General features: G+C 67.7%; 23 protein-coding genes. 13 read left to right on the top strand and 10 right to left on the bottom strand.

Going from position 1 to position 22881, the window contains the following annotated elements:
- Positions 1–47 precede the first annotated feature (47 nt).
- The 3 genes from oleC (at position 48) to AC5P56_RS18805 (ending at position 2932) form a co-directional block, all read left to right on the top strand.
- On the top strand, positions 48–1706 hold the full coding sequence (gene oleC / locus AC5P56_RS18815) for an olefin beta-lactone synthetase (RefSeq protein WP_041862955.1): 1659 nt from the start codon (positions 48–50) through the stop codon (positions 1704–1706).
- On the top strand, positions 1703–2695 hold the full coding sequence (gene oleD, locus AC5P56_RS18810) for a 2-alkyl-3-oxoalkanoate reductase (RefSeq protein ID WP_014645546.1): 993 nt from the start codon (positions 1703–1705) through the stop codon (positions 2693–2695). The genes oleC and oleD overlap by 4 nt, the downstream gene beginning before the upstream one ends.
- Positions 2696–2776: 81 nt before the next feature.
- The gene (locus AC5P56_RS18805; RefSeq protein WP_005407633.1) at positions 2777–2932 is read left to right on the top strand and encodes a DUF1328 domain-containing protein; all 156 of its coding nucleotides are present in this window, start codon (positions 2777–2779) and stop codon (positions 2930–2932) included.
- A gap of 76 nt (positions 2933–3008) precedes the next feature.
- Here AC5P56_RS18805 and ddlA read toward each other — a convergent pair whose 3' ends face one another.
- On the bottom strand, positions 3009–4103 hold the full coding sequence (gene ddlA / locus AC5P56_RS18800) for a D-alanine--D-alanine ligase (RefSeq protein WP_126411594.1): 1095 nt from the start codon (positions 4101–4103) through the stop codon (positions 3009–3011).
- 335 nt (positions 4104–4438) lie between these two features.
- On the opposite strand from ddlA, the gene AC5P56_RS18795 reads away from it, so the two are divergent.
- Positions 4439–5074 carry a ubiquinone biosynthesis accessory factor UbiJ gene (locus AC5P56_RS18795; RefSeq protein ID WP_005420772.1) on the top strand — a complete coding sequence of 212 codons (636 nt, stop codon included), beginning with the start codon at positions 4439–4441 and terminating at the stop codon, positions 5072–5074.
- Positions 5071–6726 carry a ubiquinone biosynthesis regulatory protein kinase UbiB gene (gene ubiB, locus AC5P56_RS18790; RefSeq protein WP_014645548.1) on the top strand — a complete coding sequence of 552 codons (1656 nt, stop codon included), beginning with the start codon at positions 5071–5073 and terminating at the stop codon, positions 6724–6726. The genes AC5P56_RS18795 and ubiB overlap by 4 nt, the downstream gene beginning before the upstream one ends.
- Before the next feature lie 52 nt (positions 6727–6778).
- On the opposite strand, the gene AC5P56_RS18785 is transcribed toward ubiB, so the two are convergent.
- The 4 genes from AC5P56_RS18785 to AC5P56_RS18770 are packed head-to-tail and all read right to left on the bottom strand — an operon-like array spanning position 6779 to position 9911.
- On the bottom strand, positions 6779–7564 hold the full coding sequence (locus tag AC5P56_RS18785) for a YaiO family outer membrane beta-barrel protein (RefSeq protein WP_032962225.1): 786 nt from the start codon (positions 7562–7564) through the stop codon (positions 6779–6781).
- 4 nt (positions 7565–7568) lie between these two features.
- Positions 7569–8174 (bottom strand): LbetaH domain-containing protein, encoded by a 606-nt coding sequence (locus AC5P56_RS18780; protein ID WP_032962223.1) that lies wholly within the window; start codon positions 8172–8174, stop codon positions 7569–7571.
- A complete protein-coding gene (locus tag AC5P56_RS18775; protein WP_014645551.1) occupies positions 8161–9300 on the bottom strand; it encodes a glycosyltransferase family 2 protein in 1140 nt (379 codons plus the stop codon). Before AC5P56_RS18775 ends, AC5P56_RS18780 begins: the two co-directional genes overlap by 14 nt.
- Positions 9300–9911 (bottom strand): PIG-L deacetylase family protein, encoded by a 612-nt coding sequence (locus AC5P56_RS18770; RefSeq protein WP_014645552.1) that lies wholly within the window; start codon positions 9909–9911, stop codon positions 9300–9302. Before AC5P56_RS18770 ends, AC5P56_RS18775 begins: the two co-directional genes overlap by 1 nt.
- 166 nt (positions 9912–10077) lie before the next feature.
- On the opposite strand from AC5P56_RS18770, the gene AC5P56_RS18765 reads away from it, so the two are divergent.
- Positions 10078–10665, top strand: coding sequence for an O-methyltransferase (locus tag AC5P56_RS18765; RefSeq protein ID WP_495231849.1), 588 nt, complete (start codon positions 10078–10080; stop codon positions 10663–10665).
- A gap of 85 nt (positions 10666–10750) precedes the next feature.
- Positions 10751–11494 (top strand): pseudouridine synthase, encoded by a 744-nt coding sequence (locus AC5P56_RS18760; RefSeq protein ID WP_014645554.1) that lies wholly within the window; start codon positions 10751–10753, stop codon positions 11492–11494.
- Positions 11495–11564: 70 nt separating this feature from the next.
- Here the strand turns inward: AC5P56_RS18760 and AC5P56_RS18755 are convergent, their stop codons facing one another.
- Positions 11565–12113 carry a DUF2059 domain-containing protein gene (locus AC5P56_RS18755; RefSeq protein ID WP_401730180.1) on the bottom strand — a complete coding sequence of 183 codons (549 nt, stop codon included), beginning with the start codon at positions 12111–12113 and terminating at the stop codon, positions 11565–11567.
- 113 nt (positions 12114–12226) lie between these two features.
- On the opposite strand from AC5P56_RS18755, the gene arfB reads away from it, so the two are divergent.
- From arfB to dcp, 3 genes are all read left to right on the top strand, one after another.
- Positions 12227–12658 carry an alternative ribosome rescue aminoacyl-tRNA hydrolase ArfB gene (gene arfB, locus AC5P56_RS18750; RefSeq protein WP_005420755.1) on the top strand — a complete coding sequence of 144 codons (432 nt, stop codon included), beginning with the start codon at positions 12227–12229 and terminating at the stop codon, positions 12656–12658.
- 4 nt (positions 12659–12662) lie between these two features.
- The gene (locus AC5P56_RS18745; protein WP_014645556.1) at positions 12663–13265 is read left to right on the top strand and encodes a lysophospholipid acyltransferase family protein; all 603 of its coding nucleotides are present in this window, start codon (positions 12663–12665) and stop codon (positions 13263–13265) included.
- A 110-nt stretch (positions 13266–13375) separates the two neighbouring features.
- Complete coding sequence (dcp, locus tag AC5P56_RS18740) at positions 13376–15532, top strand: peptidyl-dipeptidase Dcp (protein ID WP_049405170.1); 2157 nt, start codon at positions 13376–13378, stop codon at positions 15530–15532.
- A 146-nt stretch (positions 15533–15678) separates the two neighbouring features.
- Here dcp and AC5P56_RS18735 read toward each other — a convergent pair whose 3' ends face one another.
- Both AC5P56_RS18735 and AC5P56_RS18730 read right to left on the bottom strand, forming a co-directional pair.
- Entirely contained in the window at positions 15679–16125 is a 447-nt protein-coding gene (locus tag AC5P56_RS18735; protein ID WP_004153636.1) for a 3-dehydroquinate dehydratase, read from the bottom strand.
- A gap of 3 nt (positions 16126–16128) precedes the next feature.
- Positions 16129–16530, bottom strand: a complete 402-nt coding sequence (locus AC5P56_RS18730; RefSeq protein ID WP_049441787.1) for a hypothetical protein — start codon at positions 16528–16530, stop codon at positions 16129–16131.
- 275 nt (positions 16531–16805) lie between these two features.
- Between AC5P56_RS18730 and lepB the strand changes: the two genes are divergently transcribed.
- Positions 16806–17432, top strand: a complete 627-nt coding sequence (lepB, locus tag AC5P56_RS18725) for a signal peptidase I (RefSeq protein WP_014645559.1) — start codon at positions 16806–16808, stop codon at positions 17430–17432.
- A 123-nt stretch (positions 17433–17555) separates the two neighbouring features.
- Positions 17556–18812: an MFS transporter gene (locus AC5P56_RS18720; protein WP_134808405.1), complete on the top strand. Its 1257-nt coding sequence runs from the start codon at positions 17556–17558 to the stop codon at positions 18810–18812.
- A 118-nt stretch (positions 18813–18930) separates the two neighbouring features.
- On the opposite strand, the gene AC5P56_RS18715 is transcribed toward AC5P56_RS18720, so the two are convergent.
- Both AC5P56_RS18715 and AC5P56_RS18710 read right to left on the bottom strand, forming a co-directional pair.
- Positions 18931–19839, bottom strand: a complete 909-nt coding sequence (locus tag AC5P56_RS18715) for a LysR family transcriptional regulator (protein WP_014645561.1) — start codon at positions 19837–19839, stop codon at positions 18931–18933.
- Positions 19840–20170: 331 nt separating this feature from the next.
- A complete protein-coding gene (locus tag AC5P56_RS18710; RefSeq protein WP_046427979.1) occupies positions 20171–21139 on the bottom strand; it encodes a LysR family transcriptional regulator in 969 nt (322 codons plus the stop codon).
- Between the two features lie 110 nt (positions 21140–21249).
- Here AC5P56_RS18710 and aceB point away from each other — a divergent pair, with 110 nt between their 5' ends.
- Positions 21250–22872, top strand: coding sequence for a malate synthase A (gene aceB, locus AC5P56_RS18705; protein WP_445978574.1), 1623 nt, complete (start codon positions 21250–21252; stop codon positions 22870–22872).
- Positions 22873–22881 lie beyond the last annotated feature (9 nt).

The raw sequence follows: 22881 nt of genomic DNA, 5'->3' as shown, positions 1-22881 counted from the left end.
AAGTGGGCCGCCGCGCAAGAAATTCCGTAAGCGGCGACAATGAACGGATGAACCGACCCTGCAACATTGCCGCGCGCCTGCCTGAACTGGCGCGTGAACGCCCTGACCAGATCGCCATCCGCTGCCCGGGCCGCCGGGGCGCCGGCAACGGCATGGCCGCCTACGATGTCACCCTGGATTACCGCCAGTTGGACGCCCGCAGTGATGCCATGGCCGCCGGCCTGGCCGGCTATGGGATCGGCCGTGGAGTGCGCACGGTGGTGATGGTGCGGCCGTCGCCGGAGTTCTTCCTGCTGATGTTCGCGTTGTTCAAGCTGGGCGCGGTGCCGGTGCTGGTCGATCCGGGCATCGACAAGCGCGCGCTGAAACAGTGCCTGGACGAGGCGCAGCCGCAGGCCTTCATCGGCATTCCGTTGGCGCACGTGGCGCGGCTGGCGCTGCGCTGGGCGCCGTCGGCGACCCGCCTGGTCACCGTTGGCCGCCGCCTCGGCTGGGGCGGTACCAGCCTGGCTGCGCTGGAGCGCGCCGGCGCCAAGGGCGGGGCGATGCTGGCCGATACCGATGGCGAGGACATGGCGGCGATCCTGTTCACCAGCGGCTCCACCGGTGTGCCCAAGGGCGTGGTCTACCGCCACCGCCACTTCGTGGGCCAGATCCAGCTGCTGGGCAGCGCGTTCGGCATGGAAGCGGGCGGCGTGGACCTGCCGACCTTCCCGCCCTTTGCCTTGTTCGACCCGGCGCTGGGCCTGACCTCGGTGATCCCGGACATGGACCCGACCCGGCCGGCGCAGGCCGATCCGGCACGCCTGCACGATGCCATCCAGCGCTTCGGCGTGACCCAGCTGTTCGGCTCGCCGGCATTGATGCGGGTGCTGGCCCGGCATGGCCGGCCGTTGCCGACGGTGACCCGGGTGACCTCGGCCGGTGCGCCGGTGCCGCCGGACGTGGTCGCCACCATCCGCAGCCTGCTGCCCGCCGATGCGCAGTTCTGGACCCCGTACGGCGCCACCGAGTGCCTGCCGGTGGCGGTGGTCGAGGGGCGTGAGCTGGAGCGTACCCGCGCGGCCACCGAGGCCGGCGCCGGCACCTGCGTGGGCAGCGTGGTGGCCCCGAACGAAGTGCGCATCATCGCCATCGATGACGCGCCGCTGGCCGACTGGTCGCAGGCGCGCGTGCTGGCGGTTGGCGAAGTGGGAGAAATCACGGTGGCTGGCCCGACCGCCACCGACAGCTACTTCAACCGCCCGCAGGCCACGGCCGCAGCGAAGATCCGCGAGACGCTGGCCGATGGCAGCACCCGCATCGTCCATCGCATGGGTGACGTGGGCTACTTCGATGCGCAGGGCCGGCTGTGGTTCTGCGGGCGCAAGACCCATCGCGTGGAAACCGCACAAGGGCCGCTGTACACCGAACAGGTCGAGCCGGTGTTCAATACCGTGCCCGGCGTGGCACGCACGGCACTGGTCGGCGTTGGCCCGGCGGGTGCGCAGGTACCGGTGCTGTGCGTGGAACTGCAGCGTGGCCAGAGCGACAGCCCGGCGTTGCAGGAAGCGCTGCGTGCGCATGCCGCAGCGCGCACCCCTGAGGCCGGCCTGCAGCACTTCCTGATGCATCCCGCGTTCCCCGTCGATATCCGTCACAACGCCAAGATCGGCCGCGAGAAGCTCGCCGTCTGGGCCAGCGCCGAACTGGAGAAGCGCGCATGAAGATCCTGGTCACCGGTGGTGGTGGTTTCCTTGGCCAGGCGCTGTGCCGCGGGCTGGTCGAACGTGGCCACCAGGTGCTGGCGTTCAACCGCAGCCACTACCCGGAACTGCAGGCCATGGGCGTGGGCCAGATCCGCGGCGATCTGGCCGATGCGCAGGCAGTGCTGCACGCGGTGGCCGGCGTCGATGCGGTGTTCCACAACGGCGCCAAGGCCGGCGCCTGGGGCAGCTATGACAGCTACCACCAGGCCAACGTGGTCGGCACCGACAATGTCATTGCGGCATGCCGCGCGCACGGCATCAACCGGCTGGTCTACACCTCAACGCCCAGCGTGACCCACCGCGCCACGCATCCGGTGGAAGGCCTGGGGGCTGACGAGGTGCCGTACGGCGAGGACTTCCAGGCACCGTATGCGGCGACCAAGGCGATCGCCGAACAGCGCGTGCTGGCCGCCAACGATGTATCGCTGGCGACGGTGGCACTGCGCCCGCGCCTGATCTGGGGCCCGGGTGACCAGCAGCTGGTGCCACGCCTGGCCGAGCGTGCACGTCAGGGTCGCCTGCGCTTGGTCGGCGACGGCAACAACAAGGTCGATACCACCTACATCGACAACGCCGCACTCGCGCATTTCCTCGCTTTCGAGGCATTGGCGCCGGGTGCCGCGTGTGCGGGCAAGGCCTACTTCATTTCCAACGGCGAACCGCTGCCCATGCGCGAGCTGGTCAACCGGCTGCTGGCCGCTGTTGGCGCGCCGACGGTGGACAAGGCGATCAGTTTCAAGACCGCCTATCGCATCGGCGCGGTCTGCGAACGGCTGTGGCCGCTGCTGCGCCTGCGTGGCGAGCCGCCGCTGACCCGCTTCCTGGCCGAGCAGCTGTGCACGCCGCACTGGTACAGCATGGAGCCGGCCCGCCGGGATTTCGGCTATGTGCCGCAGGTCAGCATCGAAGAAGGGCTGCGCAGGCTGAAGGCTTCATCTGCTGCATAGATCGCCGTCACTGGTTGCACACCGCAGGATCGGGAGGATGGACCCACGCCATCCAAGGCTCGACCACCCGCGAGGAGCGCCATGCTGCATTACGCCATCATTTTCTTTGTCATCGCCATCATCGCCGCCGTTCTGGGCTTTTCCGGCATTGCCGGCGCCGCAACGAACATCGCCTGGATCCTGTTCGTGGTGTTCCTGATCCTTGCGGTGATCTCGATGTTCCGCAAGCGCGGCTAGCCGGTAGTGCCGGCCGCTGGCCGGCATCGCTTTCCGCAGAGTCGAGCCATGCTCGGCTCTGCGGGCGATCACAACGCTACGCGGCGCTGTGCAATCCGCGATCGGCTTCGTGACGCTCCAGTGCCAGTTCGATCAGGCGCGTAATCAACGTCGTGTAATCGACTCCGCTGGCACCCCACAATTTCGGGTACATGCTGATGCGGGTGAAGCCCGGCAGCGTGTTGACCTCGTTGATGACGATCCCGCCGCCCGCAGTTAGGAATACGTCCACGCGCGCCATGCCGGCACACTCCAGCGCCTGGTAGGCCTGCAGTGCGATCTGCTGGATGCGCGCCTGGGTTGCGGCATCGATATCCGCAGGTACCACCACCTCGGCGCCAGTTTCGTTGATGTACTTGGTGTCGTAGGCGTAGAACTCGTCGTGCACCACCACCTCGCCGCACAGGCTGGCCTGCGGGTGCGCGTTGCCCAGTACCGCGCACTCGATCTCGCGGCCGACCACCGCCGATTCCACCAGCACCTTGTGGTCGTAGCGCAGCGCCAATGCCAGTGCGTCGGCGAAGCCCGCTGCGTCCTTGACCTTGCTCACGCCCACCGACGAACCCTGGTTGGCCGGCTTCACGAACAGCGGCAGACCGAGCTGTGCGATCACCGCATCGACATCGACCGTTGCCGCCTGGTGGCGACGGATGCACAGCCACGGTGCCACCTGCAGGCCAGCGTCGCGCAACAGGCGCTTGGTCACGTCCTTGTCCATCGCCACTGCCGAAGCCAGTACCGGCGAGCCGACGAAGGGCAGGTTGGCCATGCGCAGCAGGCCCTGCAGCGCACCGTCTTCGCCCAGCGGCCCATGCACGATCGGCAGCACCACATCGATCTGGCCCAGCGCGCTGGCCGGATCGGACGGCTGCAGCTGTGCCTGTTCCGCACCCGGGCGCACCGCCAGCGACTGGCCCGAGCGATGCAGCGCGATGCGCGACGGATCATCGGCGTTGATCAGGAAGGTGTCCGGCTGGTTCAGATGCCACTGGCCCTGCTTGTCGATGCCGACCAGCACCGGCTCGAAGCGCTCGCGATCAAGCGCATCGAGGATGTTCTTCGCCGACTGCAGTGAAACCTCGTGCTCGGAGGATTTGCCCCCGAAGATGATGCCGACCCGGGTCCGTGCCATGGGAATGCGATGTCCTGTGCGTTGCGTGGCCGTACAGCATGAACCTTCCATAGCCACCCAGGTGAGGCACAGATGAATCACCGGGCTGCCGGCTCGGGTAGCGGCCAACCATGGTTGGCCCCCTGACATCCAGCGCCGACCAAGGTCGGCATCTACCAACGCCAGATCCCATCAGCATTGGGGTCAGAGCCCGTTGCGCAGCAACGGGACCCACCCCGCCATCTCACGGATCGCCAGCTTTTGATGTTGATCTTGCCGGCCAGCGGCCGACACTACCGCGGGTGCCGGGCGGCAGCCCGGCGCAAGCCCCCCACCCACGCAGGTAGAATGCGCACATGGCTCTTTCCCTGCTCAAGTCCCTCAAGCCGGTCGCTGGCCGCGCCCTGCAGATCGCCCTGAACCGCGCGCTGGCGCTGGATCCGGATACCCGCCATGCACTGGCCAGTCTAGATGGCCGGCACATCGACCTGACCCTGGAAGCGCCGTCGCTGGCGATGCGCATCAGCGTCGACGGCGACCAGCTGCGGGTCGGCCCGGTGGATGCGCAGGAAGCCGACCTGGCCGTGCGCAGCAGCCTGGCCGGCGTGCTGGCGCAGCTGCCGCTGCTGGCCAACGCACGGCGCGGCGAGTCCAACAACAAGGGCCGTGTACGCGTGGCCGGTGACGCCGAACTGGCGCGACGCCTGCAGCAGCTGGCCAAGGGTTTCGATCCGGACTGGCAGCAGCCGTTCGTCAGCGTGTTCGGCGAGGTACTGGGTGTGCAGGTGGCCAACACCCTGCGCAGCGCCCTGCAGCACGCGCGCCAGGGTGCGATCGATCTGGCCCACAGCGCTGCCGAGTTCATCACCGAGGAATCGCGCGACGTGGTACCGCGCGCCGAACTGGATGCCTTCCACGATGATGTGGACGTACTGCGTGATGACGTCGAGCGCCTTGGCGCGCGCGTCCAGCGCCTGCGGGGTGCCGCATGAAGGCCGTGCTGCGGGCAAGCCGCATCGGCCGGGTGATCCTGCGCTACCGCCTGGACGACCTGCTGCACGGCACGCCGGCTGAGCGCTGGCTGCGCCTGGCCAAACCGTTCGTGCCGCGTGCTTCGGCCGACATCGCTGTACAGTCGCGCGGTGCGCGCCTGCGCCTGGCGCTGCAGGATCTCGGTCCGATCTTCGTCAAGTTCGGCCAGATCCTGTCCACCCGCCGCGACCTGGTGCCGCCGGACGTGGCCAACGAACTGACCCTGCTGCAGGACCGGGTCAAGCCGTTCGACGGCGATACCGCGCGCCGCATCGTCGAGGAAGCACTCGGCCTGCCGGTCAGCGAGGCATTCGCCAGCTTCGATACCGAACCGCTGGCCTCGGCCTCGATCGCACAGGTGCATGCGGCCACGCTGGCCGATGGCCGCCAGGTGGTGGTCAAGGTGCTGCGCCCGGGCATCGAGAAGCAGATCGACGCCGACATCGCCCTGCTCAACTCGCTGGCCGCCCTGGTCGAGCGTACGCATCCGCGTGCCGACAAGATCCGTCCGCGCGAAGTGGTGGCCGAAGTCGAGAACACCCTGGCCGCTGAGCTGGACCTGCAGCGCGAAGGCGCCAATGCCAGCGTGCTGCGCCGCTTCTGGGAAAACAGCGACGACCTGTACGTGCCGGAAGTGATCTGGAGCCACACCGCCGAGCGCGCGCTGACCCTGGAGCGCGTGTGGGGCATTCCGTCCGATGACATCGCTGCACTGGACAAGGCCGGCATCGACCGCAAGGCGCTGGCCGCCAAGGGCGTGCGGGTGTTCTACACCCAGGTGTTCCGCGACAACTTCTTCCATGCCGATGCGCACGCCGGCAACATCTGGGTCGATACCGATCCGTCGCGTCGCGCCAACCCGCGCTTCATCGCGCTGGACTTCGGCATCATGGGCCAGCTGTCGCAGGAAGATCAGTACTACCTGGCCGAGAACTTCATGGCCATCTTCAACCGCGATTATCGCCGCATCGCCGAACTGCACGTGCAGGCGCGCTGGATGCCGGACAACGTGCGCATCGATGATCTGGAAGCGGCCGTGCGTTCGGTGTGCGAGCCGTACTTCACCCGCCCGCTGTCGCAGATCTCGCTGGCCGAAGTGCTGATGAAGCTGTTCCGCGTGGCGCAGCGCTACCAGCTGACCCTGCAGCCGCAGCTGATCCTGCTGCAGAAGACCCTGCTGAACATCGAAGGTGTCGGGCGCCAGCTGGATCCGCAGATCGACATCTGGGCGGTGGCCAAGCCGGTGCTGGCGAAGATCCTGCGCGAGCGCTACAGCCCGCGTCGGGTCGTGCGCGAGATCGGCAAGCGCTTGCCGGAAATCATGACCCACGCGCCGGACATGCCGCGCCTGGTGCACGCCTGGCTGACCCAGCAGGTGGAGGGCCGCCATGAGCTGGCGATGCGCTCGCGCGATCTGGTCGCGCTCGATGCCAGCGTGCAGCGCCTGCAGAAGCGCGCGGTCGGTGCGATCACCGGCGTCGGCCTGCTGGCCATCGCCGCACTGGTGTACGTGCTGCAACCGCCAGGCTGGTACTGGGGCGACCTGCCGATGTGGAGCTGGGTGTCCGGTGCCGTCGGCGCGCTGGCGCTGGCGCGCGCGTGGTGGCGCTGAAGCCTGTTGATCGAGGGTCGGCGGCGTCACGCGCCGCCGACCGGCCACGGCTCTACCAGTGGTAGCCCAGGCCCAGGTGCGACTGCACGCTCTGGAAGCGGTCCAGGCGCGTCCTGTGCCAGGTCTTGCCAATGCCCATGTCCAGCACCAGATGCTCCCCCAGCGGCTGGCTGCGGCGCAGGAAGGCACGACGTGCATCGTGTTCGCGCAGCAGCAGCGGATCGGAATCGGCGGTGTAGCCGGACGTACCGCTGCCCAGCCACAGCTGGGTCGAACCACCGCCCTGCGCATCCTTCAGGCGCAGTGACAGCGTGGTGCCATGGCCGTCGGGCCCATTGGACTGGCGATGCCGCTCGTGGCGCAGTGAGGTGGTCACGCGCGGGAAGTAGTGCGAGGCACCTACCGACCAGCCACTCACGTATGCGCCGGCATGGTACTGGGCGTACTTGCCGCCCACGCTCAGCACGGTCTGCGGTGCCACCTTCCACTGGAAGTCCTGGTTGAGCTGGCGGTTGACGAATACCGGGTCATCGTTGGAGGCGGTGAAGGCGGTGCGGGTCGAAAAGCGTTGACTCCAGCGCTGGTGCAGGGAGCCCTGCACCCGATTGCCGCTGAAGCGCTTGCTGCCGTAGTCGCGTTCACCATGGGCCAGGCCCAGATGCCAGCGGCTGTCACCGCTGCGACCGGCCACATCCACGGTCTGTACGTCGCGCTTGCCAAAGCCATCGGTGTAGTCGGCATGATCCAGCTGCACCGACACCCGGTCGATGCCGGCATGGGCGCTGGACACAGCCAGCAGCAGGGCGCACGGTAGTGCGCCACGGATGATCAATCGCATGGGGTTACTCCAGGGGTTGGGAATGCAGCGACTGCAGCAGCCGGTAGCGACCGGGCGGCAGGTTTCGTTCCACGGTGATGCGCGGGCCGAACTGGCTGCCCGGGGCGACGATGCGACCGGGCAGAATGATCACGCCGACGCCCAGCGCGGCACCTTCGCCGATCCAGGCGCCGAGCTTGTCGCGCTGGCTGTCGATGACGGTGTCGCCGATGTGGACGGTGACCGTTGCGCCATCCAGGCGATGGTTGCTGGTACGCACCAGCGCGCCCAGGTAGGCACGGGCGTCGACGCGGCTGTCGGCGATGAAGCACTGCGGGCCGATGCAGGCGCCGTCGCCGATCAGTGCGTTCTTCAGTTCACTGGCAAAGCCGATGCGCACACCGTCACCGATGTGCAGCGGACCGCGCAGCAGTGCGTTGTTGCCGATCAGGCAGTCGCGGCCGATCGATACCGGCCCGTGCAGCTGGGCGCCGTCGCAGATGCGGCTGCCAGCGCCGATCCGTACCTCGCCCCGCACGATCGCACGCGGCGAAACCTGGGCGCTGGAATCGACGTGGGGTGGCAGCGTCGATAGCGCGTCGGCCATGGCGGCGAGGTCATTCCACCACATGCGGATACCTGGTCGGCTTGTCGCGTGCCGGCTCGCGGCCGGTAAACAGCCCGGCCACGCCATGCATCAGCCAGATCGCATAGGCGAGCAGCACGTACAGCATCGAGAACGCGGCGGCAGGGACCAGCGACGCGCGGCGGTGGTGGATCGCACTGATCACCGCCAGCAACATGACGATGCCGATCCAGAACAACGGCATCACCGACAGGGCGAGGCCACCCGGCCCATGCAGCTGGGCCGCACCGAACCAGACCTGCAGCGTCAGCACGATGCCGGCAAGGGCAAGCAGCATCATCGGCAGGATGCTGAACACGCCGAAGCGGGTCAGCAGCAGGCCGCGATGCAGGCGCATGCATACCGCATAGCCGACGATCCAGCGTCGCCAGCGCCGCCATTCCTCCACCAGCGTGTTGCATTCCTGCGGGTAGACCACGCAGCGCACGCTCTGGCGGACACGGTAGCCCTGCGCGACCAGCGACCAGGACATATCCAGGTCTTCGACGCGGGTGCGGTCGGAGAAACCGACCTTGCGCAGCACCGAGGTGCGGAACAGGCCACACGAGCCGGAGACGATGAACGGTGCGCCGCCCAGCCACTGCTGGAAGCTGCGCTTGATGACGATCATCGGCAGCTTCAGGCTGGCGCGCACATGCGGCAGGAAGCCGGCACCCTGCAGGCTGGACGAGGGTACGCCACCGACCGCATCGGCACCGCGCTCGATCTCGTCCAGCAGGTGGCCCAGGCCATGGCCGCGCGGATCGATGTGGGTGTCGGCGTCGGTCAGGAACACCTGCTCGGCGGTGGCGTGCCGCAGGCCATGCATCAGCGCGCCGCCCTTGCCGGTGTTGGCCTGGTGCACGGCCACGAGGCGCCCGGGCCAGCGCGCCTGCAGCGCATCAAGTACCTGGGCGGTGTTGTCGGTCGAACCGTCGTTCACGCAGATCACCCGTGCCACGTAGGGGTTCTGCAGCAGGCCGGTCAACGAGCGCTCCAGGCACGGCGCTTCGTTGTAGGCCGGCACGATCGCATCGATGCTGTACAGGCGCGTGCTGGGGCGACGCGAGGCCTGCACGCACACACGCACCAGGATGAAGGCACACATGGCCAGGAACAGCAGCGTTTTCATCACAGCACCAGCCGGTAGGGCACGAAGCCCTCACTGGGGCCGATGCCGATCTGCTGGCCGCGGAACTGCGCGTGACAGCGCAGGTGGTCCTCCTGCATGTAGTGGCGATCGCCCTGGCTGGCATGCTCGCGCAACGCATGGATCTTCAGGTCCAGTTGTGCGCTGATGTCCTCGAACACCTGCGGTGCGAACTGCGGCAGGGTGCTGGGGCTCTCGTAGCAGAGGATCTGCGGGATGCTGCGGCAGGCGATGATTGACGCTTCATGGACGGTGCGATGGTCCTGGTGGTGGTCTTCGCCGCACATCGTGTAGACGCGATGCGGTGCGATCTGCGCGCAGGCCTGCTCGATCACCGCGACGATGTCGTTGCGGCAGGCAGGAAAGCGCGTATCCGGGAAATCCTGCTGGATCACCTCGGTCACACCCAGGCGGCGCAACGCGCGGTGGGATTCGTCGCTGCGGTCGATGCCGGCATGGCAGCCACGGCCACCACGGCTGAGCACCAGCGCATGGATGCGTGCACCGTCGCGGGCCAGCTTGGCCAGGCTGCCGCCGCAACCGAGTTCGATGTCGTCGGGGTGGGCGCCGATTGCCAGAATGTCGAGAACCATGGCCGTGTCCTTGCGGAAACCAATGAGGGCCGCGGGCCGGTGGACCATCCCGCGTGAAGAAGGCGGGAACTATCGCAACCCCATCGGAGTACAGGCTTAAGACAAGTACGAAATGTGGCCGGACAGGCCACAATGCTCACCCTTGCTGTGGCAAATGAAAGAAGCAATGACGATGCAGCTTTCGGAATTGAAGAACGAACTGGCACGCTTCGGTGCTGAAAACGACGCGCATGAAACCGAGCGCGCCCGGCGCATGCTCAACATCACGCCGGACACCGGTGAATTCCTGTCGGTGCTGGTGCGTTTCGGCAATGCGCGCCGGGTGCTGGAGATCGGCACCTCCAACGGTTATTCCACGCTGTGGATTGCCGAAGCCGCAGCCGCCATCGACGGCCACGTGACCACACTGGAATACGCCGCGGACAAGGTGGTGATGGCGCGTGACCCCTTCGCGCGCAGTGGCCTTGCCGATCGCATCACGCTGGTCCACGGCGATGCCGGGCAGTGGCTGGCACAGGCCGCCGATGCCAGCATTGACCTGCTGTTCCTCGATTCGGACCGCGAACAGTACGCCGGCTGGTGGCCGCAGCTGCGCCGTGTGCTGCGGCGGGGGGGCCTGCTGGTGGTGGACAACGCCACCTCGCACGCCGCGCAGATGGAACCGTTGCGCGCGTTGCTGGATGCCGATCCGGACTTCGGCACCAGCCTGGTGCCGGTGGGCAACGGCGAGCTTCTGGCCGTGCGCAACGCTTGACCGCCGCGCCACCAACCCGGGGTCAGATCCCTTTTCCGCAGGAAAAGGGATCTGACCCCGATCAGGGCGCCCGTATAATCCTGCGGTGAGCACCGAACCTGACACCCTCGCCGCGGTCGAGACCGAAACCGCGCCCCTGCAGCTGCTGCACCTGGACGAGCGCCTGGCCGTGGTCAACAAGCCCGCCGGGCTGATGGTCCACGACAGCAAGCTGGCCCGTGGCGAAGATGATTTCCTGGCCGACCGCCTGCGCGAGCAGCTGGGCCGCCCGATCTTCCTCGTGCACCGCCTGGACCGGGCCACCAGCGGCTGCCTGCTGCTGGCCTTCGACCGCGAGACCGCCAGTGCGCTGGGCAAGGCGTTGATGGGGGGTGAAGTGGCCAAGGACTACCTGACGGTCTGCCGGGGCTGGCCGGCCGAGCTGTCCTGGCGGGTGGACCATGACCTGGACGGCGGGCCGGGCAAGCCGGTGAAGAAGCCGGCGGTCACCGACTTCCAGCGCCTGGCCACCGGCGAGCTGTCGGTGCCGGTGGGTGAGTTCAGCAGTTCGCGCTACGCGCTGCTGCGCTGCCAGCCGCAGACCGGGCGCTTCCGGCAGATCCGCCGGCACCTCAAGCACCTGTCGCACCACATGATCGGCGACACCAGCCACGGCGATGGCCGCCACAACCGCATCTTCCGCATGCAGGGCGTGCACCGCATGCTGCTGCACGCCGAGCGCCTGCGCTTCCCGCACCCGGACGGTGGCAGCGTGGATGTCAGTGCGCCGCTGGATCGCGAGTTCCAGAAGGCGCTGGACCTGTTCGGCTGGCAGGTGGACGACGCCTGATGCTGCTGCGGTAAGCCGAGCGTGGGCTCGGCTCTACAGCCAGCGGCCGGGCGTGGCCCGGCGCACCCCGTTATTTCTTTTCCGGCTCGTTGACGATCGCTTCCAGGTCCTTCTGCAGATCCGCGAACAGCGGCTGCATGCGCGCCTGGATCGCCACCATCACGTTCTGCATCAGCGCCGGGGTCTTGTCCAGCAGGCTCTGGCCGGCCGCGCTCTCGTAGAACTCGGCCATTGCCAGCACGTCTTCCTTGCTGAAGGTCTTCTTGTACAGGTCCACGTACATGGGCCGCAGCTGTTGCCACGACATTGCCTGGCGCAGGGTCTGGCTGGTCCGGGCCTGGATCCGCTTCAGCTGTTCCTGCTGCTGGGCGGTGAGCTGGCGCTGCGCGGCCACCTGCTGGAACTGCTGCTGCTGCATGGCTTCGATCTGCGGCACCATGGTGTCGATCATGCTCTGCGCGCGCGAGGCCGACAGCAGGCGGTTGATGTCGCCGTCGGTCGGCGGGGCGGCCAGGGCCGGAACGCTGGCCACGGCCAGCGCCAGCAGCAGGGCGGCGCGGCGCAGCAGGGACGGCAGGGCGGGTGTGGAGCGGGTCATGCGGGGCTTCCTGCGGTACATGGGACCGCCAGCATACCCGCAGCCCAGGCGAAGGCGGCGTGTTCGGTGCCTGATCGGCGGCATACGGGGCGCGATGGCGTACTTCACCACGTGCCTGCCGCTACAATGCGCGGATGGGCAGTGGACCGGTCACCATCAGCGCGCAGCTTGAAATCCCCGACGGCGAGATCGTCGAGCGGTTCGTGCGCGCCAGTGGCGCCGGCGGCCAGAACGTCAACAAGGTGTCCACCGCGGTGGAACTGCGTTTCGACGTGGCCAACTCGCCCTCGTTGCCCGAACCGTTGCGCGCGCGCCTGCTGGCGCGGCGTGACCGGCGCATGACCGGCGAAGGCGTGCTGGTCATCGACGCGCAACGATTCCGCACCCAGGATCGCAATCGCGAGGATGCGCGCGAGCGGCTGGCGGCCTTCATCCAGGCCGGGCTGAGCGTGCCCAAACCGCGCAAGGCCACCAAGCCGACCCTCGGGTCGAAACTGCGTCGTCTGGACGCCAAACGCGGGCGCGCGCAGATCAAGCGCGGGCGCTCATCACGTGACTGGGAGTGATTGCTTGAACAACCCGACTTCGTTGCTGCCGGCCGTGCCGCCGCAGATGCCACAGGTCAAACCCAACGCCTTCCTGCGCTGGCTGGCGCGCTGCACCCTGCGCATGGGCGGCTGGAAGGTGACCGGCACCCTGCCGGACATCCCCAGGCTGGTCTTCATCATCGCCCCGCATTCGTCCAACTGGGACGGGCTGTGGGGCATGGCGGCCAAGATCGCGCTGGGCATGAAGGTGAAGGTGCTGGGCAAGGCCTCGCTGTTCTGGTGGCCGCTGGGCCCGCTGCTGCACAAGCTGGGCGTGATCCCGCTCGATCGCAGCTCGCCGCAGGGCACCGTCGGCCAGGCCGTGGACCTGCTGCGCAACAACGAGAAGATGTGGTTCGCCATCACGCCCGAGGGCACCCGCAAGGCCGTGAAGGACTGGAAGGCCGGCTTCCTGAAGATTGCCCGGATGGCTGACGTACCGATCCTGACCGCGTATTTCCACTATCCGGAAAAGACCATCGGCATCGGTCCGCTGTTCACCCCGAGCGGCGACGATGTGGCCGACATGGCTGCCATCCGCGAGTTCTACCGGCCCTGGATCGGCAAGACCCGCGGCACGGTCTGAGCCGGTTGCAGGCCGCCGCATAGACGCCACGTCCGGCACATGCCGAGCGAGCGCGACAGGAGTAGGGTGGAGGGCTGGTATCCATACCGTCTGCCCAAGGAGCGTTTTACATGTCGCGTACCGTAGTCCTGGCCGCCGCCATCAGCCTGGCGCTGGCGGCCTGTTCCGGCAAGGAGTCCACCCCCGTGTCCGATGCTCAGAAGACCCCGGCCCAGCAGCCGGCCGAAGCCTCCACCAATCCGCTGCTGAGTGCCAGCACGCTGCCGTTCCAGGCCCCGCCGTTCGACAAGATCAAGGACAGCGACTACCTGCCGGCCTTCGAAGAGGGCATGCGCCAGCACCTGGCCGACGTGCGCAGGATCGCCGACAGCAGCGAGCCGGCCACCTTCGACAACACCATCGTGGCGATGGAGCGCAGCGGCGAGACCCTGACCCGCGTGTCGCGCATCTTCTTCGGCCTGGTCCAGGCCGATACCAACGACGCACGCCAGAAGATCCAGGAAGAAGTGGCGCCGAAGCTGGCCGCGCACCAGGACGAGATCAACCTCGATCCGAAGCTGTTCGCGCGCGTGAAGTCGCTGTACGACCAGCGTGACACGCTGGAGCTGGACCCGGTGCAGAAGCGCCTGGTGGAGCACTACTACGATGGCCTGGTGCGCGCCGGTGCGCAGCTGTCCGACGCCGACAAGGCGAGCCTGCGCAAGCTCAACGTGGAAGAGACCACGCTCTCCACCCAGTTCCACACCCGCCTGGTGGCCGCCACCGCTGCTGCGGCCGTTGTCGTTGACGACAAGGCCAAGCTGGCCGGCCTGGACGAGGGCGCTATCAACAACGCTGCCGCCGCCGCCAAGGACCGCAAGCTGGATGGCAAGTTCCTGCTGCCGCTGCAGAACACCACCCAGCAGCCGGTGCTCGGCTCGCTGAGCGACCGCGACCAGCGCGCCGCCGTGCTGAAGGCCTCGGAAACCCGCGCCGAGCGCGGCGATGCCAACGACACCCGGCAGACCGTGCAGCGCCTGGCCCAGCTGCGTGCGCAGAAGGCCAAGCTGCTCGGCTTTGACACCTTCGCCGACTACCAGCTGGGCGACCAGATGGCCAAGACCCCGGCTGCCGCGCTCAAGCTGCTGACCGACACCGTGCCGGCCGCCACCGCCAAGGCACGCGCCGAAGCCGGTGAGATCCAGAAGGTCATCGACGCGCAGAAGGGTGGATTCCAGGTCGCCGCTTCGGACTGGGACTTCTACGCCGAGCAGGTGCGCAAGGCCAAGTACGATCTGGACGAGTCGCAGATCAAGCCGTACTTCGAACTGGACAACGTGCTGCAGAACGGCGTCTTCTACGCCGCCACCCAGCTGTACGGCATCACCTTCAAGCCGCGCACCGACATTCCGACCTACAACCCGGACATGAAGGTGTACGAAGTGTTCGACAAGGACGGCACCTCGCTGGCGCTGTTCTACACCGACTACTTCAAGCGTGACAGCAAGTCCGGTGGCGCCTGGATGGACGTGTTCGTCGAACAGGACGGCCTGACCGGTGCCAAGCCGGTGGTCTACAACGTCTGCAACTTCACCAAGCCGGCCGCCGGCCAGCCTGCGCTGATCAGCTTCGACGACGTCACCACCATGTTCCATGAGTTCGGCCATGCGCTGCACGGCATGTTCTCGAACGTGAAGTACCCGTCGATCGCCGGCACCGCGACCTCGCGCGACTTCGTCGAGTTCCCGTCGCAGTTCAACGAGCACTGGGCGCTGGACCCGAAGGTGTTCGCCAACTACGCCAAGCACTACAAGACCGGCGAGGCGATGCCGCAGGAGCTGGTCGACAAGATCCTCAAGGCACGCAGCTTCAACCAGGGCTACGCGACGACCGAGTACCTGTCGGCCGCGCTGCTGGACCTGGCCTGGCACACGCAGAAGGCCGACGCGCCGCTGCAGGATGTCGGCGCCTTTGAAGCCAGCGCGCTGAAGAAGTTCAAGGTCGACCTGCCGCAGGTGCCGCCGCGTTACCGCACCACCTACTTCGACCACATCTGGGGTGGTGGCTACTCGGCCGGTTACTACGCCTACTTCTGGGCCGAAGTGCTCGACCACGATGCCTACCAGTGGTTCACCGAGCACGGTGGCCTGACCGCGGCCAATGGCCAGGAGTTCCGCGACAAGATCCTCTCGCGCGGCAACAGCGTGGAGCTGTCGACCCTGTACCGCGATTTCCGCGGCAAGGACCCGTCGGTGGAACCGCTGCTGAAGTTCCGCGGGCTGAAATAAGAAAGCGAAAACGGCGGGGGCAACCCCGCCGTTTTTCTTTCTGTAGCGTCGAGCCATGCTCGACGTTCTTCTGTAGAGCCGAGCCCACGCTCGGCTGATGGTTCCTGGAAAGGCAGCCGAGCATGGGCTCGGCTCTACAAGCAGCGTTACGTTCCCACGTGCACCCGGTTGGCCTGCTCGGCCAGGCCCAGGTGATCCAGCGCGATATCCAGCGCCAGCACGTAACTCTGCGCGCCGTAGCCGGCGGCGATGCCCAGGCGCTGGCCGACACCAGCCGGCAGGCACGGCTCGGCTACCGCGCCGTCGTCATGCACTTCCACATAGGCGTTGTGCAGGTACGGCAGCAGGCGCTGCAGGCGCAGGCTGTTGGCACACGCGCCCGGGTCGAGCAGGGTCACCTCGCCGCGGCTGTGGTCGGCCACGCGTAGGGCGTCCAGCAGTTCCTGTTCAGAACCACAGGCACGGATCGCCACGCTGGTGCCGGCGTCGATCGCACGATGCACCAGTGACTTCAGGACCGGTGCCGGCAGCGGCATCGCGGTGCGGATCAGGGCGCCGGCCGCTTCCGGGCCACGGATGATGAAGATCGACATGGCTCAGCCCTCCTGTGCCAGGCGGCGGCCGACAATGGCCAGCGACAACGGGTAGCCGGCCTGCTGGCTGCGCTGGTCGACCACCACGGCGGCGGGACCGTGCTGCAGGCGCAGGCGCGCATCCAGCCCTGGCTCGCTGGGGGCCTGCAGTTCGATGTACTGCGCCGGCAGCCGTTCCAGCGCCGCCTGCAGCGCGCCACCTTCGGCCTGCCATTGCGCCTCGTCAGCGGTACCGACATCCAGCAGTACCCAGTCGGCCGAGCGCGCCTGCGGCTGGCACAGGCACTGGCGTACCTCGGACAGGCTGGCGCAGTCGCTGCACAGCACGCGATGGCCGGCCAGCTGCGTCGGCAGTTGGGGACGCGGTGCCGACGAAGAGGCGTGGCGGATCACCAGGAGGGTCATACAACACCTTGCGGAATGCGCCCTGCGGCGCGGTGGGCACACGATGCGCGTGCCGCCCGTAAAGGTGCGATGCCCGCGGCCGGTCCCGCGCGTAAAACCTGCGTAACCCTTCCTGTAGAGCCGAGCCTGCGCTCGGCCGCTCTGCGCCCCAGTCGGGCAACCTCGACGCTGCAAGGAACAAGCCGAGCGTGGGCTCGGCTCTACCGGATCGCGTCGCGGGAACCTCTCCCGCCTGGATGTGGTCTGATGCAGCTACCACCTACCCGGAGCCTGTCATGGATGCTGCTGCCCGTCCTCCCTTGTCCGAACGCGCGCTGGTCTGGCTGAAGAAGGAAGCATTGCCGCTGCTGGTGATGCTCGGCCTGCTCGCCGCCGCCCGCGATACCCTCGCCAACCACTACGTGGTGCCGAGTGGCTCGATGCAGCCGACCCTGCAGCCGGGCGACCGGGTGGTGGTGGACATGCGCGCCTACGGCCTGCGCCTGCCGTTCACCGGCAAGGAACTGATGGCCACCGGCGTCCCGCAGCGCGGTGAAGTGGCGGTGTTCGATTCACCGGCCGACGGCACCCGCCTGATCAAGCGCGTGGCGGCGGTGGCCGGTGACCACGTGCAGATGCGCGAGGGCCATCTGAGCATCAACGGCCAGCCGCTGCAGATCGCCGATCTGCAGGACGTGGAAGCCTTCGGCGAGCGCCGTGCCCGCCTCGACCTGGACATGGGCGGCGGTCCGGACATCGCCGATCTGGTGGTGCCGGCCGGCAAGGTGCTGGTGCTGGGTGACCACCGCGGCAACAGCTTCGACGGCCGCTTCTTCGGCTTCGTCGACGCCGACAAGGTCTACGGCCGTGCGGTGGCGGTGTACTACCGCCGCGGCGACGGTTTCGAGTGGCAGCGCCTGTAAGCTGAATTGATACTTCTTGGGTATCAATCCTGACTTATCAGGTTATGGATCGACTGGATCGACAGGCCTAGTCTGAGGCCCGTTCCCTCCCATGCCCGGCCGCCCCACCGGCCCTTCGATCCCATGACTGGCGAAACCGCGGCGGCCGTCGAGCGCCGCCCCCCCACTGTCGATCCCATCGCCGAGACCCGCATCCAGCAGGGCACGCCGGCCTTCCGCCGCACCGCGCTGGCACTGTTCCTGGCCGGCTTCTCCACCTTCGGCCTGCTGTACACCGTGCAGCCGCTGCTGCCCGAGTTCAGCCGCCACTTCGGCGTGTCCGCCGCAGGCAGCGCGATGTCGTTGTCGCTGACCACCGGCACGCTGGCGGTGGCGATGCTGTTGGCCGGCCTGCTGTCCGATGCGGTCGGCCGTCGCCCGTTGATGATCGTTGCGCTGTTGGCGTCGGCCATGCTGTCGCTGAGCACGGCGCTGGTGGACGACTGGACCACGCTGCTGGTGCTGCGCACCCTGCTTGGCCTGGCGCTGAGCGGCGTGCCGGCAGTGGCGATGACCTACCTGGTCGAGGAGATGGACAGCCGCGCGCTGGGCCTGGCGATGGGCCTGTACATCGGCGGCAACGCCATCGGTGGCATGAGCGGGCGCCTGCTGGCCGGCATCATCGCCGATCACTGGGGCTGGCGCTGGGGCATCGGCGTGGTCTCGATCATCGCCGTGGCCAGCACCGTGCTGCTGTGGCTGCAGCTGCCGCCGTCGCGCCATTTCAGCGCGCGACGCGATGGCCTGCGCGAGTTGCCGTCGCGCTGGCGCACGCTGTTCGCCGACCGGGGCCTGCCGTGGCTGTTCGCCACCTCGTTCGTGCTGATGGGCGTGTTCGTCACCCTCTACAACTACCTGGGCTATCACCTGCTGGCGCCGCCGTACCACCTCAGCCAGACCGTGGTCGGGCTGATCTTCAGCGTGTACCTGGTGGGCACCTTCAGTTCGGCGTGGATGGGCCAGCAGGCCACGCGGTACGGGCGCGGCCGCATCCTGTCGATCTCGTTCGCGCTGATCGGCGCCGGCATCGCGCTGCTGGCGATGCCGTGGCTGAGCACGATGGCCCTGGGCATCGCGCTGGTGACCTTCGGCTTCTTCGGTGGCCACTCGGTGGCCAGCAGCTGGGTCGGCAGCCGTGCCGGTACGATGCGCGCGGAAGCGTCGGCGCTGTACCTGTTCGCCTACTACCTGGGCTCCAGCGTGCTGGGCGGGGTGGGTGGCCTGGCCTACGCGGCCTGGGACTGGCTGGGCGTGTGCGCGTTCGCTGCCGTGCTGACCCTGATCGGGGGCGGCATCGTCTGGGCGCTGCAGCAGCACGCGCCGCAGCCGGTCACGGCCTGACGCCAGCCTCGCGTTCCGCACGGGCGCGGCGTTGCTCTGGTAGATGCCGACCTTGGTCGGCGCTCTGGCACGGCAGCCAACCAAGGTTGGCGTCTACCAAACCTAGGTGGGTGGCACTTCACCCTTCGGCGAACGCCCCGCGCAACAGCCCGGCGAAGTTGCGGATCAGCGGCGTCACCCCCTCGCGGTGCCATGCCAGCTGCACCTCCGAATGCGCACCGGCATCGGCCAGCGCCACGAAGCGCGCGCCTTCCACGCGGATGTGATCGCAGGACGAGGGCAGGATCGCCGCACCCAGGCCTGCAGCCGCAAGACTGATCAATGTCGATGCCTCACCGGCTTCCTGCACGATGCGCGGCGTGAACCCGGCGGCCGCGCACAGCGCGATCATGTGGTCATGGATGCCCGCGCCCGCGCTGCGGCGAAATGCCACGAATGGCTCCTGCGCGAAGTCGCGTAGCGACAACGTGCCCTGCTTCGACAGCCTGCGCAGGGCAGGGTGGTCGGCATGCACGATCAACGCCAGTGGATCGACGAACAGGCTGTGCGCCACCAGCTCCGGCGGCAATGCGCGCTTGCGGATGATGCCCACGTCCAGTGAACCGTCGAGCAGCGCATCGATCTGCTGCAGCGTGTTCATCTCGCTCAGCTGCAGCCGCACCTGTGGGTACTGCTGGCGGTAGCGCAGGATCGAACGCGGAATCTGCGGCGACAGCGGCGTGGCCCGGGTCAGGCCGATACGCAGTTCGCCCTGCTCGCCGCGCTGCGCGCGCTGTACCTCGTCCACCGCGGTTTCCACCTGCTGCACGATGGCCCGTGCGCGCTCCTGCAGCAGCTCACCCGCAGGCGTCAGCTGCACACGACGATGGCTGCGCACGAACAGGCGCGCCCCGATCAGGTCTTCCAGCTGGCGGATCTGCTGGCTGAGCGGCGGTTGCGACATGCCCAGCCGCTCCGCCGCCTGGCCGAAGTGCAGCGTATCGGCAACGGCGAGGAAGTAACGCAGGTGGCGGAGTTCGATGGACATGGGTGCAGTCTATTCATCGCCAGCCGGAAATGGGGTCAGATCCGTTTTCCTGCGGAAAACGGATCTGACCCCGGTCACCCGTCATCCACGCATGGCGTGGATCTACCGTGTCGACCAAGGTCGACACCCACCAACAGCAGCGACCAACTGTCAGAGGCGGGGCGGTGTGGGTGGGCAGGACCGTTGGCGCCATGGATGGCGCCATCGAGCCCCCAAGGAGGGGTTCACGGCGTGTCCTGCCCACCCACACCGCCCCACCATCTACGGATAGCAGGCTTTTGCTGTTGCTTTGGCTTCAGCAGGTGCAGGGCGCAGCCCTGCCGAACACCCCTCACCGCTCCGAATGCCCGCTCTGGTCGTAATCGCGCGGACTGAACAACTCCGGCTGGATCAGCTCGATGAACGCGCGCGCCTGCGCCGACAGCGCCTTGCCCCGGCGCACGATCACCCCGTAACTGCGCTCGGGGAACCAGCGCTTCATCGACCGCGCCGCCAACCGCTCGCGGTCGGCCTCGTTCAGGCACAGCGCCGGCACGATGGAAATGCCCATGCCCATCGCCACGTACTGCTTGATCACCTCCCAGCCGCCCACTTCCAGTGCCACGGTGTAGGCGATGCGGTGGCGCTGGAATACCTGGTCAACCAGCCGGTAGGTGATCTGCCGCTTCGGCGGCAGCACCAGCGGATAGCGCGCGATGTCGGCCAGCTCCAGCTCGCCGCCACTGGCCAGCGGATGGTCGTGCGGCGCGATCAGTACCTGCTCGAAGCGGTAGGCCGGGGCGTAGGTCAGGTCGGCCGGTACATCGGTCATCGAACCGATCGCCAGGTCGGCGGCATCCTCGCGCAGCAGGTCGGTGCCATCGGCGCTGATCGCGTTGTGCAGGGTCAGGCGCACGTCCGGGTGGTGCAGGCGGAAGCGCTCGACGATCTTCGGCAGCAGGTACAGGATCGTCGAGCTGTTGGCGGCGATGTTCAGCTCGCCCGCATCCAGGCCGCGCACCTTGTCGCGGAAGCGCGCCTCCAGCCCGTCCAGGTTCTCCACCAGCGGCTGCGCCATCTCGTACAGCAGCTGGCCCTCGCGGCTGGGTACCAGGCGGCGCCCACTGCGCTCGAACAACGGCACCCCCAGTTCCCGTTCCAGCGCCTGCAACTGCAGGCTGATGGCCGGCTGGCTGACGAAAAGTGCCTCAGCCGCCCGTGAGACCGAGCCCAGGCGCACCGTCTGGCAGAACGCACGCAATGGCTTCAACCGGTCGGATTTGTAGGAAAAACGCGGACTTGGCGGGGTGCGTGTGCTCATCGTGTCACGAGTATTAGCACAACTTATGTAGAACATTGCAAAAACTGTTTTGCCAAATACTCCGGCCCAGCGGCACCGTGGAGACGTTCCCCCACCGCTGGAGTCGCCCCATGTCCGCCGTCGCTTCCGCTGTTCCCACCCCTGCCAGCAAGGCTACCCCCGGCATCGCCCTGGCGACCCGCGTGGCCGGCCAGGACACCGTGCTGCCGGCGCCGCTGCTGGCCCTGCTGGTGTCGCTGCACCGTGCGGTGGAACCGGGCCGGCAGGCACGGCTGCAGGCGCGCCGCGAGCGCCAGGCGTTCTTCGACCAGGGCGGCCTGCCGGACTTCCGCGAGGACACCGCTGCGATCCGTAGCGGCGACTGGCGCGTTGCGCCGCTGCCGGCCGCGCTGCAGGACCGCCGCGTCGAGATCACCGGCCCGACCGATCCGAAGATGGTCATCAACGCGCTTAACTCCGGCGCCAAGGTGTTCATGGCCGACTTCGAGGATTCGACCTCGCCGACCTGGCGCAACCTGCTGGCCGGGCAGCAGTCGCTGGCCGCCGCGGTGCGTGGCGATCTCGACTACACCGCCCCCAATGGCAAGCACTACACGCTGCGCCCGTATGACGAGCAGGCGGTGCTGATCGTGCGCCCGCGTGGCTGGCACCTGGACGAAAAGCACGTGCGCATCGATGGCCAGTTCATCGCCGGCGGCCTGTTCGACGCGGCGGTGTTCGCCTTCCACAACGCCCGCACCCTGCAGGCAGAGGACCGCGGCCCGTACTTCTACCTGCCCAAGCTGCAGAGCATGGAAGAGGCGGCGCTGTGGGAAACCGCGCTGTCGCACATCGAAGGCATGCTCGGCCTGCCGCACGGCCAGATCAAGGTAACCGTGCTGATCGAAACGCTGCCGGCGGTGTTCGAGATGGATGAGATCCTGCACGCGCTGCGTGACCGCATCGTCGGCCTGAACTGTGGGCGCTGGGACTACATCTTCTCGTACCTGAAGACCTTCCGGCGCCACGCCGACCGCGTGCTGCCCGAGCGCGGCCAGGTGACCATGACCCAGCCGTTCCTGAAGGCCTATTCGGAACTGCTGATCCAGACCTGCCATCGCCGTGGTGCACATGCGATGGGTGGCATGGCCGCGCAGATTCCGATCAACAACGATGCCGCCGCCAACGAACAGGCGATGGCCCGCGTGCGCGCTGACAAGCTGCGCGAAGTGACCGCCGGCCACGACGGCACCTGGGTCGCGCATCCGGCGCTGATTCCGGTGGCGATGGCGATCTTCGACGAACACATGCCCGGTGCGAACCAGCACAGCGTGCTGCGCCAGGATGTGTGCGTCGGCCGCGACGAACTGATCGCACGGCCGCCCGGCACCATCACCCGCGCCGGCTTCGAAGGCAACGTGGAAGTCTGCGTGCGCTACCTGGCGGCATGGCTGGATGGCAACGGCTGCGTGCCGATCCACCACCTGATGGAGGACGCGGCCACCGCCGAGATCAGCCGCAGCCAGTTGTGGCAGTGGCTGCATACGCCGGGCCAGCAGCTGGACGATGGCACCGCCATCGACCTGGCGCTGCTGGATGCCACGCTGGCACAGCTGCCGGCACGGCTGGGTGACACCGCCACGCTGCCCGGTGGCGCACGCATCGGCGAGGCCATCGCCCTGCTCGGCGAACTGAGCCGCAGCGACGAACTGACCGATTTCCTGACCCTGCCGGCCTACGCGCGCATCGACTGATCGCCGCCC

The sequence above is a fragment of the Stenotrophomonas sp. YJH_SMC_131 genome, assembly GCF_059367975.1.
This window is presented reverse-complemented; position numbering and strand designations above follow the sequence as displayed.

Coding starts and splice junctions, on each gene's coding strand:
- oleC (WP_041862955.1), top strand. CDS start 48: ATGAACCGACCCTGCAACATTGCCGCGCGCCTGCCTGAACTGGCGCGT.
- oleD (WP_014645546.1), top strand. CDS start 1,703: ATGAAGATCCTGGTCACCGGTGGTGGTGGTTTCCTTGGCCAGGCGCTG.
- AC5P56_RS18805 (WP_005407633.1), top strand. CDS start 2,777: ATGCTGCATTACGCCATCATTTTCTTTGTCATCGCCATCATCGCCGCC.
- ddlA (WP_126411594.1), bottom strand. CDS start 4,103: ATGGCACGGACCCGGGTCGGCATCATCTTCGGGGGCAAATCCTCCGAG.
- AC5P56_RS18795 (WP_005420772.1), top strand. CDS start 4,439: ATGGCTCTTTCCCTGCTCAAGTCCCTCAAGCCGGTCGCTGGCCGCGCC.
- ubiB (WP_014645548.1), top strand. CDS start 5,071: ATGAAGGCCGTGCTGCGGGCAAGCCGCATCGGCCGGGTGATCCTGCGC.
- AC5P56_RS18785 (WP_032962225.1), bottom strand. CDS start 7,564: ATGCGATTGATCATCCGTGGCGCACTACCGTGCGCCCTGCTGCTGGCT.
- AC5P56_RS18780 (WP_032962223.1), bottom strand. CDS start 8,174: ATGTGGTGGAATGACCTCGCCGCCATGGCCGACGCGCTATCGACGCTG.
- AC5P56_RS18775 (WP_014645551.1), bottom strand. CDS start 9,300: ATGAAAACGCTGCTGTTCCTGGCCATGTGTGCCTTCATCCTGGTGCGT.
- AC5P56_RS18770 (WP_014645552.1), bottom strand. CDS start 9,911: ATGGTTCTCGACATTCTGGCAATCGGCGCCCACCCCGACGACATCGAA.
- AC5P56_RS18765 (WP_495231849.1), top strand. CDS start 10,078: ATGACGATGCAGCTTTCGGAATTGAAGAACGAACTGGCACGCTTCGGT.
- AC5P56_RS18755 (WP_401730180.1), bottom strand. CDS start 12,113: ATGTACCGCAGGAAGCCCCGCATGACCCGCTCCACACCCGCCCTGCCG.
- arfB (WP_005420755.1), top strand. CDS start 12,227: ATGGGCAGTGGACCGGTCACCATCAGCGCGCAGCTTGAAATCCCCGAC.
- dcp (WP_049405170.1), top strand. CDS start 13,376: ATGTCGCGTACCGTAGTCCTGGCCGCCGCCATCAGCCTGGCGCTGGCG.
- AC5P56_RS18735 (WP_004153636.1), bottom strand. CDS start 16,125: ATGTCGATCTTCATCATCCGTGGCCCGGAAGCGGCCGGCGCCCTGATC.
- AC5P56_RS18730 (WP_049441787.1), bottom strand. CDS start 16,530: ATGACCCTCCTGGTGATCCGCCACGCCTCTTCGTCGGCACCGCGTCCC.
- lepB (WP_014645559.1), top strand. CDS start 16,806: ATGGATGCTGCTGCCCGTCCTCCCTTGTCCGAACGCGCGCTGGTCTGG.
- AC5P56_RS18720 (WP_134808405.1), top strand. CDS start 17,556: ATGACTGGCGAAACCGCGGCGGCCGTCGAGCGCCGCCCCCCCACTGTC.
- AC5P56_RS18715 (WP_014645561.1), bottom strand. CDS start 19,839: ATGTCCATCGAACTCCGCCACCTGCGTTACTTCCTCGCCGTTGCCGAT.
- AC5P56_RS18710 (WP_046427979.1), bottom strand. CDS start 21,139: ATGAGCACACGCACCCCGCCAAGTCCGCGTTTTTCCTACAAATCCGAC.
- aceB (WP_445978574.1), top strand. CDS start 21,250: ATGTCCGCCGTCGCTTCCGCTGTTCCCACCCCTGCCAGCAAGGCTACC.